17 protein-coding genes are annotated in these 15,179 nt (G+C 70.0%); 6 read left to right on the top strand and 11 right to left on the bottom strand.

Annotation, left to right across the window (positions count from 1 at the left end; all coding sequences use genetic code 11):
• Together G7A99_RS11210 and G7A99_RS11215 are read right to left on the bottom strand one after the other, a co-directional pair.
• Nucleotides 1–611: AEC family transporter (locus G7A99_RS11210; RefSeq protein ID WP_163140242.1), on the bottom strand; the 611-nt coding region annotated here is incomplete at its 3' end.
• Nucleotides 612–614: 3 nt separating this feature from the next.
• Nucleotides 615–1,004, bottom strand: a complete 390-nt coding sequence (locus tag G7A99_RS11215; protein WP_018716808.1) for a carboxymuconolactone decarboxylase family protein — start codon at nucleotides 1,002–1,004, stop codon at nucleotides 615–617.
• 197 nt (nucleotides 1,005–1,201) lie between these two features.
• On the opposite strand from G7A99_RS11215, the gene moaC reads away from it, so the two are divergent.
• Nucleotides 1,202–1,678 carry a cyclic pyranopterin monophosphate synthase MoaC gene (gene moaC, locus G7A99_RS11220; protein ID WP_163140244.1) on the top strand — a complete coding sequence of 159 codons (477 nt, stop codon included), beginning with the start codon at nucleotides 1,202–1,204 and terminating at the stop codon, nucleotides 1,676–1,678.
• Between the two features lie 16 nt (nucleotides 1,679–1,694).
• On the opposite strand, the gene G7A99_RS11225 is transcribed toward moaC, so the two are convergent.
• The 4 genes from G7A99_RS11225 to G7A99_RS11240 all read right to left on the bottom strand — a co-directional run bounded on the left by G7A99_RS11225 (nucleotide 1,695) and on the right by G7A99_RS11240 (nucleotide 6,423).
• Nucleotides 1,695–2,888 carry an efflux RND transporter periplasmic adaptor subunit gene (locus G7A99_RS11225; RefSeq protein ID WP_163140246.1) on the bottom strand — a complete coding sequence of 398 codons (1,194 nt, stop codon included), beginning with the start codon at nucleotides 2,886–2,888 and terminating at the stop codon, nucleotides 1,695–1,697.
• 5 nt (nucleotides 2,889–2,893) lie between these two features.
• Nucleotides 2,894–5,266 carry an ABC transporter permease gene (locus G7A99_RS11230; protein WP_205599815.1) on the bottom strand — a complete coding sequence of 791 codons (2,373 nt, stop codon included), beginning with the start codon at nucleotides 5,264–5,266 and terminating at the stop codon, nucleotides 2,894–2,896.
• Nucleotides 5,263–6,003, bottom strand: coding sequence for an ABC transporter ATP-binding protein (locus G7A99_RS11235; protein ID WP_018716812.1), 741 nt, complete (start codon nucleotides 6,001–6,003; stop codon nucleotides 5,263–5,265). The genes G7A99_RS11230 and G7A99_RS11235 overlap by 4 nt, the downstream gene beginning before the upstream one ends.
• A gap of 93 nt (nucleotides 6,004–6,096) precedes the next feature.
• The gene (locus tag G7A99_RS11240) at nucleotides 6,097–6,423 is read right to left on the bottom strand and encodes a 4a-hydroxytetrahydrobiopterin dehydratase (RefSeq protein ID WP_018716813.1); all 327 of its coding nucleotides are present in this window, start codon (nucleotides 6,421–6,423) and stop codon (nucleotides 6,097–6,099) included.
• A gap of 167 nt (nucleotides 6,424–6,590) precedes the next feature.
• On the opposite strand from G7A99_RS11240, the gene G7A99_RS11245 reads away from it, so the two are divergent.
• From G7A99_RS11245 to G7A99_RS11255, 3 genes are read left to right on the top strand one after another with little or no spacing between them, the layout of a single operon-like run.
• Nucleotides 6,591–7,367 (top strand): (Fe-S)-binding protein, encoded by a 777-nt coding sequence (locus tag G7A99_RS11245; protein WP_018716814.1) that lies wholly within the window; start codon nucleotides 6,591–6,593, stop codon nucleotides 7,365–7,367.
• Nucleotides 7,367–8,788 (top strand): lactate utilization protein B, encoded by a 1,422-nt coding sequence (locus G7A99_RS11250; RefSeq protein ID WP_163140248.1) that lies wholly within the window; start codon nucleotides 7,367–7,369, stop codon nucleotides 8,786–8,788. Before G7A99_RS11245 ends, G7A99_RS11250 begins: the two co-directional genes overlap by 1 nt.
• The gene (locus G7A99_RS11255; protein ID WP_018716816.1) at nucleotides 8,785–9,453 is read left to right on the top strand and encodes an LUD domain-containing protein; all 669 of its coding nucleotides are present in this window, start codon (nucleotides 8,785–8,787) and stop codon (nucleotides 9,451–9,453) included. The genes G7A99_RS11250 and G7A99_RS11255 overlap by 4 nt, the downstream gene beginning before the upstream one ends.
• Nucleotides 9,454–10,015: 562 nt before the next feature.
• Here G7A99_RS11255 and mazG read toward each other — a convergent pair.
• A complete protein-coding gene (mazG, locus tag G7A99_RS11260; RefSeq protein WP_040409165.1) occupies nucleotides 10,016–10,834 on the bottom strand; it encodes a nucleoside triphosphate pyrophosphohydrolase in 819 nt (272 codons plus the stop codon).
• 231 nt (nucleotides 10,835–11,065) lie between these two features.
• Here mazG and G7A99_RS11265 point away from each other — a divergent pair, with 231 nt between their 5' ends.
• On the top strand, nucleotides 11,066–11,677 hold the full coding sequence (locus tag G7A99_RS11265; protein ID WP_018716818.1) for a TetR/AcrR family transcriptional regulator: 612 nt from the start codon (nucleotides 11,066–11,068) through the stop codon (nucleotides 11,675–11,677).
• An 11-nt stretch (nucleotides 11,678–11,688) separates the two neighbouring features.
• On the opposite strand, the gene G7A99_RS11270 is transcribed toward G7A99_RS11265, so the two are convergent.
• Both G7A99_RS11270 and G7A99_RS11275 read right to left on the bottom strand, forming a co-directional pair.
• Nucleotides 11,689–12,381, bottom strand: a complete 693-nt coding sequence (locus G7A99_RS11270) for a glutathione binding-like protein (RefSeq protein ID WP_018716819.1) — start codon at nucleotides 12,379–12,381, stop codon at nucleotides 11,689–11,691.
• Nucleotides 12,378–12,788: a tetratricopeptide repeat protein gene (locus tag G7A99_RS11275; RefSeq protein ID WP_163140250.1), complete on the bottom strand. Its 411-nt coding sequence runs from the start codon at nucleotides 12,786–12,788 to the stop codon at nucleotides 12,378–12,380. Before G7A99_RS11275 ends, G7A99_RS11270 begins: the two co-directional genes overlap by 4 nt.
• Before the next feature lie 329 nt (nucleotides 12,789–13,117).
• Between G7A99_RS11275 and ispG the strand changes: the two genes are divergently transcribed.
• On the top strand, nucleotides 13,118–14,359 hold the full coding sequence (gene ispG, locus G7A99_RS11280; RefSeq protein ID WP_163140252.1) for a flavodoxin-dependent (E)-4-hydroxy-3-methylbut-2-enyl-diphosphate synthase: 1,242 nt from the start codon (nucleotides 13,118–13,120) through the stop codon (nucleotides 14,357–14,359).
• On the opposite strand, the gene fdxA is transcribed toward ispG, so the two are convergent.
• Complete coding sequence (gene fdxA / locus G7A99_RS11285; protein WP_018716822.1) at nucleotides 14,344–14,667, bottom strand: ferredoxin FdxA; 324 nt, start codon at nucleotides 14,665–14,667, stop codon at nucleotides 14,344–14,346. The two genes, ispG and fdxA, sit on opposite strands and share 16 nt — an antisense overlap.
• Entirely contained in the window at nucleotides 14,664–15,149 is a 486-nt protein-coding gene (locus tag G7A99_RS11290) for an Rrf2 family transcriptional regulator (RefSeq protein WP_371807617.1), read from the bottom strand. The genes fdxA and G7A99_RS11290 overlap by 4 nt, the downstream gene beginning before the upstream one ends.
• Nucleotides 15,150–15,179: the final 30 nt, after the last annotated feature.

The following is a 15,179-nucleotide window of genomic DNA, read 5'->3' on the forward strand; positions in this document are numbered from 1 at the left end:
GAGAGATCCACCTCCGTGAGGCGGATTCCCAGCGCGACCAGCATCAGCGGGATCGCCACGTTGCCGAGCATCTCCACGCCGGGCAGGACCAGTCCCGGCAGATGCCAGCCGAACGCCATGCACACGAGCCCGGCGGCGGTGGCCACCACCATCGGGTTGCCCGCGAGTTCGCGTGCGCCGATTCGCCGGGTGAGCAGCCACAGCCCGACGGTGAAGTGCAGTGAGTTCTCCACCACGAACATCACCACGGCAACGGGCAGTGCCTTCTCGCCGAAGCCGAAGACCGCCAGCGGCAGTCCGAAGTTGCCCGCGTTGTTGAACATCGCCGGCGGCACGACAGTGCGTACGTCCCAGCCGGTGCGCCGGGCAATGAGCCAGGCGATCGGTCCGGAGCCGAGGATCACCGCGGCGGCGCCGAGCGCCGCGCCGCCCAGAGACAGGTCGGCACTCATGCGCTCGGAGAGCACGTAGAAGATCAGCGCCGGCACGAAGACGTTGACGTTCAACCGGTTGGCGCTGGACATGTCCGCCGGGCGCAGTCGGCCGTAGACGTAGCCCACCAGCACCAGGCCGAAGACCGGGACGATGATCTCCAGGATACGGAGCAGCACCGCTTACGCCCCCGGTTCCGCCGTCATCTCCTCGAGCACTCGCCGGGCGTGGCGGAAACCCTCCATCCCCGCCGGCATGCCCGCGTAGACCGCCACCTGGAAGAGTACCTCGCGGATCTCCTCCACACTGCACCCCTGATTGACCGCACCGCGCACGTGCACGCGGAACTCGTCCATGCGGCCGAGGGCGGCCAGCATGCCCAGGTTGATCAGGCTGCGGGTCGGCGTGGCGAGGCCCTCGCGATTCCAGATATCACCCCAGGCCGTGCGCATCACGAACTCCTGGAACTCGCGGTCGAAGTCGCTGGCATTCGCCAGCGAGCGGTCGACGTGCGCATCGCCGAGCACACGGCGGCGCATCGCCTCGCCGCGCTGAAGGCGGTCGTCGGACATGGTGGGTTCCTCCGTCGGTGTTGCCCCGCCGGGGGCGGCGGGTTAGCGTGCCGCAATACTACTAACCCGGTCATTGCCAACGCCAGCTCGCCGGGGCGTCACCGGGCGCAGGGCGGCCTTGCCGGCATGTCCGGTGATCGGGCGCAATACGGGTCGACGACAGACACGCATCCGCCTGGAAGGCACCGGAATCAGCCATGAGCGAACTGACCCACATCAACGAGCGCGGCGAGGCCCACATGGTCGACGTCGGCGAAAAGGACCGCAGCCACCGGGTCGCCGTGGCCGAGGGCCGCATCCGAATGGCCGCGGCGACCCTGGAGGCGCTGGTCGCCGGTGATCTGAAAAAGGGCGACGCCCTGGCTACCGCCCGCATCGCCGGGATCATGGCGGCGAAGCGCACCGCCGACGTGGTGCCGCTGTGTCATCCCCTGGCGCTGTCCCATGTCGAGGTCACGCTGACCCCCGAGCCGGAGGCCGGTGCGGTGCACTGCAGCGTTCGTGCGGAGACCCGCGAACGCACCGGCGTGGAGATGGAGGCGCTGAACGCGGTCCAGGCGGCGCTGCTCACGGTCTACGACATGTGCAAGGCGCTTGACCGCGGTATGACCATCGACGGCGTCGGGCTCGTGTACAAGGCGGGCGGGCGCTCCGGGGAGTGGCGCCGGGAATAGGCGAGCGGCGCCGGTCTCAGCCGCCGGCGCGCTCGCGGATGCGGTCACCGTCCGCCAGTGTGGCGTCCGGGTGGATCACCACGCGTTCGCCGGCCTCTAGCCCCGAGCGGATCTGCACCTGCAGCCCGCTGCGCCGGCCGGTCCCGACCTCGCGCAGATGCGCCCTGCCCCCGCTGGCGACGAACACGGCCTCACCGCCACCGTGGGGGAATACGGCGCTGTCGGGTACCTGGAGGACGCCCTCGCCGGACCAGAGCACGAACGCGCAGTCGACCCGGTAGCCGTCCCCCAGGCGGTTCCACTGCGCATGTGGCGAGGCCAGCTGCGAGGTGACCCAGACGCGCTGTTCGTCCACGCCCAGGGCCGAGACCTTGGTGAACGCCGCGGGCTCCACGCGGCTCACACGGGCTTCGAGCGTGGTGTCCCCGCCCCACCCCGTCAGGTCCACGCGCATGCCGGGATGGATGCGCACGGCGTCCACGGACAGCACATCGGTGCGCACCTCCAGCGAGGCCGGGTCGCCAATTTCCACCAGCGGCGCGCCCCGCTCCACCGGACCGGCGCTCTCGCGGGGCAGCGCGAGCACCCGGCCCGCCACCGGTGCGCGCACGGCGATGCCCTCGCCGCTTCTGTCGCCCTCGCCATAGTGCAGTACCGCGCGCGCCGAGGCGAGCTCGGCGGCGGCGACCTGGACGCGGAAGCGTGCCGAGCGCAGCGTGGCTTTGGCGCGGCGATCGGTGGCCCGGACGATATCCAGGTTCTGCGCCGGAGCGTAGCCCTGCTCGTGCAGCCGGCTCACCCGGGCCAGCTCGGTGGCGGCCCGCTCTGCCTCCGCCTCCGCCGCACCGACGTCGGCGGCGGCCGCGTGCAGGGCCGCCTCCGCGCTCGCCACGTCGGCCCGAGCCCGGGCCTCGTAGCGCGGATCGAGCAGCTCCGGCTCCTGGGGGTCGATCCGGGTGAGTACCGTGCCCGGGCCCACTGCGTCCCCCACGTCCAGGTCGATGCGGCGCAGGGCGCCGGATACCGGCGCGGCCACGACATAGCGGTCGCGCACCCGGGTCTGGCCTTCACGTTCGACGGTCACCGCCAGCGGTCCCCGGGCCACCACAGCCAGGCTGACCGGCGCCGGGGCCGGCAGGAACGCGTATACGAGGCCGCCGAGGACAGCCACCGCGAGCACGGCGCCGGCGATGCGTCTGGACCAGGTCACGTGTCTTACTCCCTTGTCTTGAGTGCGGCCACCAGGCTCAACCGGTTGAGGCGGAACAGGATGAGCACCGCCGACAGGGCCGCGGCGGCGAGTACCGTTGCCGCCGCGAGGCCGTACGTGACCGGCCCGATGACCAGCGGGATACGGTAGAGGTCCGAATTGAAGCCCCGCGCGAGCAGCCAGCACAGGCCCGCCCCCATCAGGAACCCCGGCGGGATGGCGGCGAGCGTCAGGACGATCAGCTCGGCGAGTATGATATAGGCCACTTCGCCGCGGCTGTAGCCGAGCACCCGCAGGCTCGCAAGCTCCCGGGACCGCTCGGACAGCGCGATCCGGGCGCTGTTGTAGACCACCCCGAAGGCAATGCTGCCGGCCAGTGCGGAGCTGATCAGGGTGAACACGGCCATGATCCGGCCCATGCTCTCGTCGAAGCTCTCGATACTGCGACGTCGGAGTCCGACACCGGCGACCCTCGGCATGAGCTGAAGTCTGCGGGCGAGTGCCGTCGCCGTCTCCGGACCGGTGGCCAGGTAGGCGCCGGAGACTGCCCGGCCCTCGTCGAGACGGCGGTTGAGCGCGTCCAGGCGCATGTAGCCCTGTGCACCTAGGTACTCGCGGGCGAATCCGGCCACTGGGATATCCAGTACCGGCCGGGCCCCTTCGAGCACCCGCACGCGCACGCTCCCACCGGTGCTCAGTGCGAGGTGCTCGCGCAGGTAGTCGGTGAGGATCACGCCGTCCCGGGGCAGCCGCAGGGGATGGAGCGTGTCGTCCAGCACGCGGTGCAGCCGGCTTCCCGGTGTCAGGCCCAGGATGCTGGTGCGATAACGGTGCCGGCCGTTGACCAGCTCCACGGATATCGCACGGAACGGCTCCACGAAGCCCACCGCCGGGTCCGCGGCGAGGCTGTAGAGGGCGTCGTGATCGGTGGGCTCGGTGAAGGTGGCGGTGACGTCCTCCCGCTGGGCGAGGCCGAACTGGATATCCAGCATGTAATCGATGGCGTCCGTGCCGAACCGGGAGAGCATCATGATGCCCACCGCCGCGGCGATACCGAGCACGGACAGCGCCGATTTGCCGCCGTTGCGCGCGAGGTGGCGCACCACCATGCGCGTGGGCTGATCAAGCAGCCGGCGCAGGCCGCTGCGCTCCAGCAGGCTTGCCCGATAGGTGGGGGGCGGTTCGGGACGCATCGCCTCGGCGGGCGGCAGGCGCGCGGCGGCGCGCACCGCGCCGAGGGCCCCCGCGAGCGCCGCACCCGCGGTGGCGGCAACGGCGATCACCGCGGTAGCCGGGTCGAGGCGGTGGATGAAGAACGGGAAGCGGAAGATACCCTGGTAGGCCGTGCTCATCCCGTGGCTCATCCAGCCGCCCAGGGCGATGCCGAGGGCCGCGGCCACCATCGCCACGGCCAGGATCATCGAGGCGTAGTGCATAGCGATGGTGACGTCGCGATAGCCGAAGGCCTTGAGGATGCCGATCTGCTCGCGCTGGTTCCGTACCAGCCGGTGAACGACGACGTTGAGCAGGAATGCCGCCACGGCGAGGAACACCAGCGGTATCGTGCGGGTGAGGACGCCGAGCTCGTGCATCTCGTTGGCGAGGTAGCGGTTGGAGATCTGGTCCGCACGGGGGTGGGCGCCCAGACCGCCGTATCGGTCCACAACGGCGTCGACCCGGTCCACCACGGCCGCGGCTTCGGCGCCGGCGGTCAGGGTGAACACGGCGCTGTTGAAGGCGCCGTCCATGTCGTAGGCGGTCGCGAGCGGTGTGCGGTTCATCCACATCACCGCGTAGCGCTCGAAGTCCGGGAGGATGTCGCCGGGGCGGATCTGGTAGATGTGCTCGGGCGAGAGGCCGATGCCCACCACCCTGAGGGGCTGCCGGCGTCCGTTGATGATGGCGCCGAGCGTTGCCCCCGGGGACAGGCCGTGCGCCTCGGCGAACGACTGGGAGACCACCACCTCGTCGGTGGCCGCGGTACGTGGCAACCGCCCCTGGCTCAGGTAGAGACGGTTCAGCCCGGGCTGGCGGCCGTCGGGGATGCTCACCAGCTGTGCGGTGGCGGGCTCGGGGAAGCCAGGCACTTCCAGGTTGGCCCGGGCAACGACCCGCGTGCGTGCCGAGGCGACGCCGGGAATGGCGGCGAGGCGCGAGGTGACCGTCTCCGGGGCCCGCTTCAGCGAGACGAAGACGTCAGCGAAACGGTAGTCCCGGTAGAAGGTGTCCCGGGTCCGCTCCAGCCCGGTGTGGGTGGTGTTGAGCCCCACGTAGGCGGCAACCCCGCTGGCGAGAACCAGGGCGATCGCAAGCATCGGCCCGCGCAGGTTCCAGAGATCGCGCAGGGCCTTGCGCCGGAGTGCGGACGCCCCTCTCACCAGCTCAGGCTCTCCAGTGGCCGGCGCTCCGCGTTCACCTCCACGCCCGTGATGCGGCCGTCGCTCATGTGCACGACGCGGTCGGCGATCCCGGCGATGACCGCGTTATGGGTGATCACCGCGGTGGTGGCGCCGACCTCCTCGTTGGCGCGCAGCAGCACCTCCAGTACCCGGATCCCCGTCTGCGAGTCGAGCGCACCGGTAGGCTCGTCACACAGCAGCACCGCCGGGCGCTTCGCCACCGCCCGTGCGATGGCCACCCGTTGCTGCTCACCGCCGGAGAGCTGCGCGGGGAAATGATGGAGCCGGGCACTCAGGCCGACCAGTGCCAGCGCGTCCTCCGCGGGCATGGGGTCGTCGGCGATTTCGGTGACGACCTGGACGTTCTCGCGTGCCGTCAGGCTCGGGATGAGGTTGTAGAACTGAAAGACGAAGCCGACGTGATGGCGGCGGTAGGCGGTGAGCTCACGTTCACCGGCGTGGGTAATGTCGCGGCCGCGATACAGGACCCGGCCGCCGGAGGGGACGTCGAGGCCACCGAGGATATTGAGCAGCGTGGATTTGCCGCTGCCCGAGGCGCCGAGTATCACCGCGAACTCGCCGGCGTACAGCTGCGTTGTGACGCCGCGCAGGGCGACGACGTCGATCTCGCCCACCCGATAGGTCTTGGTGACCGATTCCGTGCGGAATACGGCCTCGCCCTGCTCCGTCGGCGCGTTGTTTCCGCCCTGCGGCATCGTCCCTGCTCCCCGCCGCGCCCCCGGCCGGCACGGCTGCAGAAAGTATACCGCAGTGTACGGGATCGCCAGCGCGTCTCCCGGGTCAGGACACTAAATCAGCCGATCGATCTTGGCGGCGAGGATGAAGTCGTTCTCATGCAGACCCTGGATCTTGTGCGTCCAGATCTCGACCTCCACGTGCCCCCAGCCGAAGTGGATCTCCGGGTGGTGCTGCTCCCCCTCGGCAAGCTCGCTGACCTGGTTGACGAACGCCAGCGCGGAGGCGAAGTCGCCGAACCGGAACGCGCGGATGATCCGCATGGGATCCTCTTCCAGCCGCCATTCCGGGAGCTGGCCGAGATGGCGTTCCGCCTCGTCGCGGGACATCGGCGGGGTGCCGCCGCGGCACGGGGTGCAGCTCTGCTCGCTGAGTGCCATGGTGCGTCCTCCCTGGTCACGGATGGAAAGCGGTAACCTGCGTTACCGTCGTCATGGACGACGTGGGGTGTTGGTGGCGTTTTTCAAACCGCCGCCGGCCGGTTGAGCTTTCGGGCCCCCGCGGGTAACGTGGTCAGACCAATAACGAAGGCCCCGGTTGTGACAACATGACTGAAGCGACGACAAGCGGCCAGCCCCGGGTCGGGCTGTTCGTCACCTGCCTCGTGGACCTGTTCCGCCCCCGCGTCGGTTTCGCCTCGGTCCGGCTGCTCGAGCAGGCCGGCTGCACCGTGGAGGTGCCCGAGGGCCAGACCTGCTGCGGCCAGCCGGCCTACAATAGCGGCGATCTCCCCGATACCCGGGCCCTTGCGCGCCAGACCATCGAGGCATTCGAAGAGTGCGACTACGTGGTTGGCCCCTCGGGCTCGTGCATCGGCCAGCTCCGCAAGTATCCCGAGCTCTTCGAGGACGGCGACCCATGGCGCGAGCGCGCGGAGGCGCTGGCGGCGCGCAGCTGGGAGCTGTTCGCGTTCCTCGTCGACGTGCGCGGCATGAGCCGGGTGACGGCGCGCTTTCCGGCGAACGCCACCTATCACGACAGCTGCTCCGGGCTGCGCCAGCTCGGTGTGAAGGCCCAGCCGCGGACGCTGCTCGGCAGCGTGGAGGGACTCACGATCACCGAGATGACGGACACCGAGGTCTGCTGCGGCTTCGGCGGGACGTTCTGCGTGAAATACCCGGAGATCTCCGAGCGCCTGGTGGACGACAAGAGCACGCGGATCGAGGAGAGCGGCGCGGAGACAGTGCTCGCCGGCGATCTCGGCTGCCTGATGAACATCGCCGGCCGGCTACGGCGGCGCGGTTCCGGCGTGCGCGCCTACCACGCCGCCGAGGTCCTCGCGGACATGGGCGACGCGCCGGCGATCGGCGAGGAGGACGCCTGATGGAGGCCCGGACCCACACGTTCAAGGCGAATGCGCGCGCGGCCCTCGCCGATGACAACCTGCGCACGGCGCTGGCCTCGGCCAAGGGCGGATTCGTCGCCAAGCGTGCCGGGGCGGTGGAGGCCTTCCCGGACTTCGAGGCGCTGCGCGAGCGCGGGGCGGCGATCAAGGACCACACCCTGGCCAACCTGGACCACTACCTCGCCCGCTTCACCGCGAACGTCAGCGAGCGCGGCGGCCAGGTGCACTACGCCGGCGACGACGCGGCGGCCCGTGAGATCATCCTCGGCATCTGCCGTGATGCCGGGGCGCGGCGGGTGATCAAGTCCAAGACCATGGCCGGCGAGGAGATCTCGCTCAACGAGGCCCTGGAGCGCGAGCACGAGCTGGTGGAGACGGACCTCGGCGAGTACATCATCCAGCTTGCCAAGGAGCCGCCGAGTCACATCATCGCACCGGCGGTGCACAAGACCCGCGCGGACATCACACGGCTGTTCGACGAGCATCACCACCACCGCATCGACGGTCCGCTGCGCCCTGCCCCGGAGCTGGTGGCCGAGGCGCGGCAGGTGCTGCGCGAACGTTTCCTGGAGGCGGACGTCGACATCAGCGGCGCAAACTTCCTGATCGCCGACACCGGCACGGTCACGCTGGTCACCAACGAGGGCAACGCCGATCTCGGCACCACCCTGCCCCGGGTGCACATTGTCATTGCAGGCATCGAGAAGCTCGTGCCCGGTACCGAGGAGGCATCGACGATGCTGCGCCTGCTCGGGCGCAGCGCCACCGGGCAGGACATGAGCGCGTATACCACCTTCCTCACGGGCGCACGGCGTCCGGACGACCCCGACGGCCCGGACGAGTACCACGTGGTGCTGCTCGATAACGGCCGTACGGGCATGCTGGGCAACGAGTTCCGCTCCATGCTCCGCTGCATCCGCTGCGGCGCGTGCATGAACCACTGCCCGGTGTACGGCGCCGTGGGCGGGCACACCTACGGCTGGGTCTACCCCGGCCCCATGGGCCAGGTGCTCACGCCGATGTTCCGCGGCCTGGACGGCACCGTGGACCTGCCCAACGCCTGTACCCTGAACGGGCGCTGCGGCAGCGTCTGTCCGGTGAAGATCCCCCTGCCCGACCTCATCCGCCACCTGCGGGACTGGCAGTTCGACGCCCACCTGGGGCATCGCACGACCCGCTGGGCGCTGCAGGCCTGGGGCTGGGTGGCCCGGCGTCCGCGCCTGTATCACCCCCTCGCGCGGATCGGCACCCGGGTGCTGCGCTGGATCGGCGGCCGCCGCGGCGGCGCGGCGCGGCGCATGCCCCTGGCCGGCGGCTGGACGGACGCGCGTGACCTGCCCCTGCCCTCGCGCACAACGTTCCAGGCGGCCTGGCGGGCGAAGCGCAAGGAGGACGCATGAGCGACACGGCACAGCGCTTCTTCAGCACCATCCGCCGCGCCCTCGGTCGCGAGGCCGCGCCAGACCCCGAGGCCATCGAGGCGGAGCGCCGGGCGCTGATGGCGGCGCCCGCGCCGCGCCCGAAATGGAGCGGCGACGACGTCACGCGGCTGCTCACGCGCCTGGAGGCCGCGGCTGCCACCTCGGAGCGGATCGCCTCCCGCGCAGATATCCCCGCGGCGGTGGCCCGGGTGCTGCTCGATGCCGGGGCCCCCGGCGGGCCGGTGCAGATCGGTGCCGATCCGCTCCTCGCCGGGCTGGAATGGACGCAGGAAGTGACCGTGGCCAAGGGGATCGATGGCGTGCGCACGGCACCGGCGTCGGTGACGGTGGCCGTGGCGGGCATCGCGGAGACCGGAACGCTGGTGCTCCGCTCCGGGCCGGATAACCCCACCAGCCTGAATTTCCTGCCCGAACACCACGTCGTGGTGCTACGGGCCGGCGACGTCGTGGACTACATGGAGACTGCCTGGGCGCGGCTGCACGCCGACGGCGATCTGCCCCGGACGGTGAACTTCATCACCGGGCCGTCGCGCACCGGGGATGTGGAGCAGACCATTGAGCTCGGGGCGCATGGACCACGGCGGCTGCACGTGCTGCTGCTGGAAGATCACGACCAGCTGTGACCTTCCGGCAGGTTGTTCACTCGCCACCTCCCCGGGAGAGCGGAGGGACAACCCGGACGACGCTGCCAGCAGGTCCGTGTGAACAACCCTGGACGTTGATCCTGGTCCGGGGGGCGGATGGACGTTCGGGCAGGTCGTGCACCGCAGGCGTGTGACATCCCGGACGGGTCCCGACAGCGTCGCACACGGCCCGCGGCCGTGTGCGACCGACCCGAGCTACTCCGGGATAGAGGATGGACGTTCGGGTAGCTCGTGCGCCATAAGGCGTGCGACATTCCGGGCCGGTCTCAGCGGCGTCGCACACGGCCTGCGGTCGTGCACGACCTACCCCCCCCGGTGCCCGTCCGCGACGATCTCGTCTGCCGGGCGCAGCCGATCTCGTATGTCTCGGGGTTGCACGGCCAGGCGACAGATCCCGTAGGTTGGCTGCTCCTGGCAGCCAACATCCCCTCCTGCGGTGCCGGCAATGTCGACTACCCCGGGCAGCGGCCGACCTTGCATTTCCCGGTGTTGAGGGGGTGAACGGCCAGACGGCAGCACCGCGGTTACGGCGTCGGCCGGATCAATCCCCGCCGGCGGCCGTCTTGTCCCGCGCCTTGGCCTGCTGGTAGGCGGCCTCCAGGGTGTCGAAATCGCACTCCCCCGGCTGCCGGCCCGTCTCGGCGAGCACGGTCTCCAGGCCCCGGAAACGGCGCTCGAACTTTCCGTTGGCGGCCCGCAGCGCCTGCTCAGGGTCGCTGCCGAGGTGGCGGCCGAGATTGGCGCAGGCGAACAGCAGATCACCGTATTCCTCGTGGATGTGGTCACCGTCGCCGCTCGCCATAGCGTCCTCCAGCTCCGCGAGCTCCTCGCGGAGCTTGGCAATCACCGGCCGTGGCTCGTTCCAGTCGAAGCCGACCCGCGCGGCACGTTTCTGGAGCTTGACGCTTCGACTGAGCGCCGGGAGCGTGCGCGGGACGTCGTCCAGCAGCCCCGGTTTACGGCCCTCGCCGTCGGCGCGCTGCGCGCGCTCCGCCGCCTTGATCGACTCCCAGGCGCGGGTCTGGCTTTCCGCGTCGCGTTCCTCCGCCTCGCCGAAGACGTGGGGGTGGCGGCGCACGATCTTGTCCGCGATGGCGTTGGCGACGTCGTGGAAATCGAAACGCCCCTCCTCCGCGGCGAAGCGGGCGTAGTAGACCACCTGGAAGAGCAGATCCCCGAGCTCGTCGCGGAGGTGATCGTAGTCGCCCCGCTCGATGGTGTCGGCCACCTCGTAGGCCTCCTCGAGGGTGTGCGGCACGATGCTCCGCCAGTCCTGTTCCAGATCCCACGGGCAGCCGCCATCGGGGTTGCGCAGGGCGGCCATGATCTCGATCAAACGGTCTACGGGGTGTTGAGGCATTCTGATCTTCCTGCTCTGCGAGGGGCGAGTATGGACGCCCCCGGCCGCCAGCGCCAGAATACGGCCGGGGATGCCGGCTACGGATCATCCACGCGATGGACCGGCCGCCGGGGATATGACGCTACCGGCGCCGGCACCGAGGCAGGGCCGCCGCGCCCTGTCGGGGCGCGGGACGCCGCCCGACGGGCATCCCGCAGTCGGCCAGTGAGGCACAAGAAGGAGAGGCAGTTCGTGGCAAAACCGGTTACACCCGCCACCGCCCGAGGGGAGCGCACCCGCCAGAAGCTGCTCGATGCAGCGGAGGAGGAATTCGGCGAGAAGGGGTTTCACAGCGCCTCTATCAGCAATATCACCCGCCGCGCCGGTGTCGCCCAGGGCACGTTCTATATCTACTTCTCATCCAAGGAGGCCATCCTCCGGGCCCTGGTGGAGCACATGAGCCGCGAGCTCCGTCGCTCCCAGAGCGAGGCGGTGCGCGGCTGCAACGACCGTATCGAGGTCGAGCGCACCGGCTTCCGGCAGTTCCTGCGCTTCGCGCTTGCGCACAAGAACCTCTACCGCATCGTCATGCAGTCCCAGTTCGTGGACCCGGACGTGCATCAGCGCTACTACGAGACGCTGCTTGCCGGCTACGAGCGCGGCATCGCCGAGGCACAGGCACGCGGCGAGGTCCGCCAGGGCGACCCCCGCGCCCTCGCCTGGGCGCTGATCGGCATGACCTACTTCTTCGGTAAGCGCTACGCCACCTGGGAGGGCGAGATGCCGGAGGAGCCGGCGATCGAGACCGTCCTCGACTTCATCGAGGCAGGTCTGCGACCGCCGTCATCCGGCAGTGCCCCCTGAGGTGACCCGGCTCAGCGGCGCTGGTACTGCCCGGCACCGAAGAGCAGCCGTTTGGCCTCCTCGTCGAAACCGTTCTGGCGGGAATCGGCGAGCACGGACACGCCGCGCTGCACGGCCGGGCGGGCCTCTATGGTGTCGTACCAGCGCTTGAGATTCGGGTAGTCGGCGAGGTCCTGGCCCTGGTTCGCGTGAGGGCGGATCCAGGGGTAGGCGGCGATGTCGGCGATACTGTAGTCCCCGCCGGCCAGCCACTCGCACTCGCCCAGACGACGGTCCATGACCCGGTACAGCCGGGACGTCTCGTTGGTATAGCGGTCGTAGGCGTACTGGATGTGCTTGGGCGCGTAATTGCGGAAGTGGTGCGCCTGGCCGAGCATCGGGCCGAGCCCGCCCATCTGGAACATCAGCCACTCCATGACGCGGTAGCGGGCCTCGCCGTTCGCCGGCAGGAAGCGCCCGGTCTTCTCGGCGAGGTAGAACAGGATCGCGCCGGACTCGAAGACGCTGATCGGCCGGCCTTCCGGGCCGTCCTCGTCCACGATGGCCGGGATCTTGTTGTTCGGGCTGATGCGCAGGAACTCCGGCTCGAACTGGTCGCCCTTGCCGATGTTCACGCCGTGGACGCGATAGTCCAGGCCCATTTCCTCCAGTGCGATATGCACCTTGTGGCCGTTGGGCGTCGGCCAGCTGTAGCAGTCGATCATGGCTTGTCCTCGGTCTCAGTGCGTTGCGGACAGTGCCCGGCCCCCTGCCAGGTCTGCAGCCCCCGAAGGAGGCAGGCGGCGAGTGCCGTGGTTCGCTCGTCCCGTGCGGCATCCGCGGGCAGACCTGAATGCGCCTCGACGAGGGAGCGCCACGCGAGCCGGAGCTGCACCAGTCCCAGGTTGTGGCGGGCCCGGGCCATTGCCGGGTCGGCATCAAGCGCTTGGTAGAAGGCGGCCTCCGCCGCCCGGAGCCGGTCGAGCTCCACCCGCGCGTTACCGAGCCGGTACCAGGCATGCGGGTCTCTGGGTGCTGTTTCAAGGTAGCGCTCGTAACGCGTGGCGGCGAGCCGGTAGTGACCGGCCTCGTAGGCACGATCCGCCGCGGCCTTGTCGTCGCCCTGCCCCATGGGAAACGCGGCGCACCCGCTTGTCACGGCCGCGATGAGCACGAGGAGAACACCGAGTCGGTGTCCCGGCAGCGATTGCATGACGGAGGCGGACATAGCTAACGCCACTCTTCAGCTCCGGATGGTGTGCCCGTGGACACGAGGCGTGCAGTGTAGCAGCGCAGGCATGCCCGCCGTGCACCGACGGGCCCCGGTATGGCAGCCCCCTCGCCGTGTGGGCCGGCACCCCGCGCGCATCGCGTATCCGTTCGGGAAGAGGTGGTATTACCCGTAAGCGGGTTAGTATCATGAGCGGACTACACCCGCTGCATGCGTGAACACCCAGGTCCATGTCCGAATCCGTGATTAACCGGCGCCACAGCGTGCCCGTCGACGTCGGCGGCGTCACCGTCGGCGGCGATGCTCCCGTCGTCGTGCAGTCCATGACCAACACCGATACCGCCGACGAGGTCGGCACGGCGGTCCAGGTCGCGGACCTGGCGCGGGCCGGCTCGGAGCTGGTGCGCATCACCGTCAACAACGAGGCCGCGGCCGCGGCGGTGCCGGCGATCCGCCGCCGGCTCGACGACATGGGTGTGGACGTGCCCCTGGTCGGGGACTTCCACTTCAACGGTCACCGTCTGCTCACCGCCTACCCGGACTGCGCGGCGGCACTGGCGAAGCTGCGCATAAACCCCGGCAATGTGGGCAAGGGCCGCCGGCGCGACCCGCAGTTCGCGACCATGATCGACATCGCCCGGGACCTCGACAAACCGGTGCGTATCGGCGTGAACTGGGGCAGCCTGGACCAGGACCTGCTGGCCCGGATGATGGACGAGAACGCCCGCCTGTCCGAGCCCGCCCCACCGGCGAGCGTGATGAAGCAGGCAGTGGTGCGCTCGGCGCTGGACTCCGCCGAGAAGGCCGAGGCCCTGGGGCTGCCCCACGACCGCATCATCCTCTCCTGCAAGATGAGCGTGGTGCAGGACCTCATCACGGTCTACCGCGATCTCGCCACGCGCTGCGACTACCCGCTGCATCTCGGCCTGACCGAGGCGGGCATGGGCTCCAAGGGCATCGTGGCCTCGTCGGCGGCGCTGGCGGTGCTCCTGCAGGAGGGTATCGGCGACACCATCCGCATCTCGCTCACCCCGGAGCCCGGCGAGTCCCGGACCCGGGAGGTGGTGGTCGCCCAGGAGCTGCTCCAGACCATGGGCATGCGGGCATTCACGCCGCTGGTCACCGCCTGCCCCGGTTGCGGGCGGACCACGAGCACCTTCTTCCAGGAGCTCGCCGAGCAGATCCAGAATCACGTCCGCGAGCGCATGCCGGAGTGGCGGAACCACTACCCCGGTGTCGAGAACATGACCCTCGCGGTGATGGGCTGCGTGGTCAATGGCCCCGGCGAGAGCCGCAATGCCAATCTCGGTATCAGCCTGCCGGGCACCGGCGAGAAGCCCGTGGCCCCGGTCTACGAGGACGGCGAGAAGACCGTCACGCTCAAGGGCGAGCGCATCGGCGAGGAGTTCGTGGAGCTGGTCGAGGACTACGTCGCCCGGCGCTACGGGCGCGGTGCTCACTCCTCGAGCTGATCGAGCTTGGCGGTGACCGCCGCCCAGTCGTCGGCGTCCGCCGGCGGCGCCTTCATCGACGTGATCACCGGCCACTGTCCGGCGAGCCGGGCGTTGATCTCCAGGAAGTATTCCTGGCCTGCCGGCACGCGGTCGTCCGCATGGATCGCGTCCACCGGGCACTCGAACTCGCATAACGCGCAGTCGATGCACTCCTGCGGGTCGATCACGAGGAAGTTCGGCCCCTCGTGGAAGCAGTCCACGGGGCAGACCTCGACGCAGTCCGTGTACTTGCAGCGGATGCAGGGCTCGGTGACGACGTAGGTCACGCCCGGTGGCCCTCCGCCGCCGGCGCGCTGCGGTGCGCCAGCGCGCCGCAGACGTCGCAGCGCCAGTGCCCGCCGGCGTACTGCCGGGCCAGGGCCTCGCGGATCTGCGGGCGCTGGACGAAGTCGGCGAGGCGGATGTCGTCCAGGTAGGCGTCCAGGCGTCGGGAGAGGTTGTCCCACAGCGCGCGGGTGAGCGCACTGCCGCCGCGGGGGCCGCCGCGGCCGTCCGCCTCCATCACCCGGATGATCTCGCCGACGCCGAGCTCCGCCGGGTCGCGGGTCAGGCGGTAGCCGCCCCCGGGCCCCGGCACGCCCTGCACCAGGCCGGCGTGACGCAGGCGAGTGAAGATCTGGTCCACGTAGGACACGGAGATCCCCTGGCACACCGAGATCTCGGCCAGCGGCACCGGCGTGTCGCCGCCGTGGATCGCCAGGTGCATCAGCGCGCTCACCGCATAGCGGCTCTTGGTGGACAGCCGGATCATGCGCTCTTCCCGTCGAACTCCGAAACC

The organism is Arhodomonas sp. KWT, from assembly GCF_010993615.1.

Coding starts and splice junctions, on each gene's coding strand:
- moaC (WP_163140244.1), top strand. CDS start 1,202: ATGAGCGAACTGACCCACATCAACGAGCGCGGCGAGGCCCACATGGTC.
- ispG (WP_163140252.1), top strand. CDS start 13,118: ATGTCCGAATCCGTGATTAACCGGCGCCACAGCGTGCCCGTCGACGTC.
- G7A99_RS11270 (WP_018716819.1), bottom strand. CDS start 12,381: ATGATCGACTGCTACAGCTGGCCGACGCCCAACGGCCACAAGGTGCAT.
- G7A99_RS11250 (WP_163140248.1), top strand. CDS start 7,367: ATGGAGGCCCGGACCCACACGTTCAAGGCGAATGCGCGCGCGGCCCTC.
- mazG (WP_040409165.1), bottom strand. CDS start 10,834: ATGCCTCAACACCCCGTAGACCGTTTGATCGAGATCATGGCCGCCCTG.
- G7A99_RS11215 (WP_018716808.1), bottom strand. CDS start 1,004: ATGTCCGACGACCGCCTTCAGCGCGGCGAGGCGATGCGCCGCCGTGTG.
- G7A99_RS11235 (WP_018716812.1), bottom strand. CDS start 6,003: ATGCCGCAGGGCGGAAACAACGCGCCGACGGAGCAGGGCGAGGCCGTA.
- G7A99_RS11275 (WP_163140250.1), bottom strand. CDS start 12,788: ATGGGGCAGGGCGACGACAAGGCCGCGGCGGATCGTGCCTACGAGGCC.
- G7A99_RS11255 (WP_018716816.1), top strand. CDS start 8,785: ATGAGCGACACGGCACAGCGCTTCTTCAGCACCATCCGCCGCGCCCTC.
- G7A99_RS11240 (WP_018716813.1), bottom strand. CDS start 6,423: ATGGCACTCAGCGAGCAGAGCTGCACCCCGTGCCGCGGCGGCACCCCG.
- G7A99_RS11245 (WP_018716814.1), top strand. CDS start 6,591: ATGACTGAAGCGACGACAAGCGGCCAGCCCCGGGTCGGGCTGTTCGTC.